Genomic DNA, 2,279 nt, shown 5'->3' with positions numbered 1-2,279 from the left:
CATGCGGCGCAGGTCACCGATGGTAGGCGATTCGACCGAGCCATGCCAAGTCCAGTCAAGCGCCTTCATTGTACGGTGGACTATCTCGAAGTCAAATTCGTCCAAAATTTCATTGATTAGTTCGGTGCTCATATTTCACTCTCCTGAAATATAGACTACGTGGAAGTGGAACCTAGTCCGGATACGCGCTCGGTGCCCTTCACTGGTACATGTCACTTCTCTACTCTTCTAGGAGGTTTAGTAGGTGTTGGAGTTGGTGTTTTGTCCGGACAATAGGGCTGAATTTGGACTTCCTTTTTAGGGTGTGGTCCTTTGAGGGCTTGGCATATGTCCGGCTCCTTTGTTTCGGGAGTCTCTTTGATGGAGCCTGCGCAAGCCATAAGTGCAAATAAAACGAGTGTAATACCTATTAAGAGTTGCATTGCTTTCTCCTAGATGGCGGGGTAGCTTGCACTACCCCTTGCCGTTTAGCGTTTTGGTGTATTGCGGAACAGTGAGTAATACTCTCCGCCTTCGGACTTTCCGGAGTGATACTTCAGGCCGCTGTTCTTTGCTTCACGCTCAGCGAGCATGCAAAGCTTGGAGCCCTTCTCCTCATTCTCCTGACGTGCATAGAGTGCAAATGTACCATCTTCGTTGGCGAAGAGTTTGTACTTTACGCCGCTGTCTCTGTCCGAGCCGGAGTACTGCTTGCCTTTCGGTCCTGCCTTATCGAAGAACATACCAGTCAGACGTTTGTTGACCTTCTCTCCATTGTCGTCGATGGTGACGTAGAGTGTAAAGTCTGCAGACTTCTTACCTCCAGTTGAACGGGGGGTAGATACTGCGTTGCCTCGGATGTTGCTTGGTGCGCGGGTCATGCTCATGAGTTTGTCCTTTCTTTGACGTTAGCGAGCCATACCTCAAAAGAGTCTTTCTCGTACTTTTCACATGTCTGAGCCAATGGACAGAAGTCGCATTGTTTCCAGTTTTCCTTTTGCCCACTGTAATCTAAGTTAATGGGGCGAGGACCGAGCGTCTTACTCTGCACTGACTCTTCAATGATTTCATAGTACGTTTGAATTCTATCACGGGTAATGATTGTGTCAATCCATTTTTTGCCACCCATTTCCCGGAATTGTAGTTGTCCATTCTTCAGGAATTGAAGTTGGAAACCTTTAGTAAATGGCAGAACTTTCTTTATGTCAAACTGTCCCTCCTTGTTCTGTGAGTATTCGCAATACTCGGAGTTTTGCTCTCCGTGTTTTGGGAAGTGCTTCTGTGCCCATCCCATTATGTGCCAATCCACTCGGCTCGTGTACCAGAGCTCGAAGGGAATTTCATGGCCTGACTGTTCAGAGAGTTTCCACATGTAGTGGGCTGCTTGTGTCAGGTGTCCAGTCTTTGGTTCTCCCTTGAGTACGGTACGCGCTGTCCATAGCGATGAAATGAGCTTGAGCTCCAGTCCTCGTACCAGCTTGCCATCCTGCTCGGCCAATACAATATCAGGTCTGCCTGTCACATTAGTGCCACCCTTGGTTGTCCACTTGATGGGCACTTCTTCTTCCCTGAAGATTTTTCCAGGCCATGACTGCTGTAGCACTTCCAGCCAGCTATCCTCGTTCGTGCGTCCTGCAGCGAACATGAGGTCACGTGTCGAATCCTCTTCCGCACCTTTGATGTCTATGCCCATGAATCGAAGCATTGCTTGCCTGTGGCAAGTGCCTGAGATTTCCGGTCCTGCATCAGTCAACTCTGCCAGTCCCACAGTGCCACCACGCAGTGTGCCTACCTTGTTGGCTTCCTCTGTCTTAGACTTTTGAGTGAGGGCTTTGTTGCCTTCCTCAAGCAAAGTCGTCGTCGGAATCAAATTCAACTTCATGAGATGCTGCTCGTTCTTTCTGTCTTCCTGTTACAAATGCCGTTGGAACGAACACGCCGAAGACTCGCATCAGTTCGTTCTGCTCGTTGAGCCTGCCGTAGCTGGCCAGAAAGTACGGAATCCTCTGCTTGTGTAGTTGGCCGAACCAACTCTCCGCTTCCGACCTTCGACCGCATTCTACGAACAGGTACAGCTGCCATTGATTTCCCAACGCACTTTCGGAAAAGTTCGACTCGTGCAGCACTTTCCAGTGTGAAGGGCGGCTCCTCTGTCGTTTCTTTTTTTCTTGCGTATTCATGTGGGGTTGTTCTCCGAAACATCAGCCACAGTAGCATGAATGGGCTAAAGACTATGTACAAGCTACTTATAATAACAGCGTTGATTAATTACACGACAGCCATTGCAAGTCCTCTCTTCG

4 protein-coding genes are annotated in these 2,279 nt (G+C 49.0%); all 4 read right to left on the bottom strand.

Annotation, left to right across the window (positions count from 1 at the left end):
- Positions 1–212 precede the first annotated feature (212 nt).
- Genes EBR25_13255 through EBR25_13240 form a run of 4 tightly spaced genes read right to left on the bottom strand, consistent with a single transcriptional unit; the run spans position 213 to position 2,196 of the window.
- The gene (locus EBR25_13255) at positions 213–422 is read right to left on the bottom strand and encodes a hypothetical protein (protein ID NBW41948.1); all 210 of its coding nucleotides are present in this window, start codon (positions 420–422) and stop codon (positions 213–215) included.
- A 45-nt stretch (positions 423–467) separates the two neighbouring features.
- The gene (locus EBR25_13250; protein ID NBW41947.1) at positions 468–866 is read right to left on the bottom strand and encodes a hypothetical protein; all 399 of its coding nucleotides are present in this window, start codon (positions 864–866) and stop codon (positions 468–470) included.
- Positions 863–1,861, bottom strand: coding sequence for a hypothetical protein (locus EBR25_13245; GenBank protein ID NBW41946.1), 999 nt, complete (start codon positions 1,859–1,861; stop codon positions 863–865). The genes EBR25_13250 and EBR25_13245 overlap by 4 nt, the downstream gene beginning before the upstream one ends.
- On the bottom strand, positions 1,858–2,196 hold the full coding sequence (locus EBR25_13240) for a hypothetical protein (protein NBW41945.1): 339 nt from the start codon (positions 2,194–2,196) through the stop codon (positions 1,858–1,860). The genes EBR25_13245 and EBR25_13240 overlap by 4 nt, the downstream gene beginning before the upstream one ends.
- Positions 2,197–2,279 lie beyond the last annotated feature (83 nt).

Source organism: bacterium, from assembly GCA_009926305.1.
Taxonomy (GTDB): Bacteria; Bdellovibrionota_C; UBA2361; order UBA2361; family RFPC01; genus RFPC01.
Note: the sequence above shows the minus strand (reverse complement) of the source record. Positions and strands in the feature narration are given on the sequence as shown.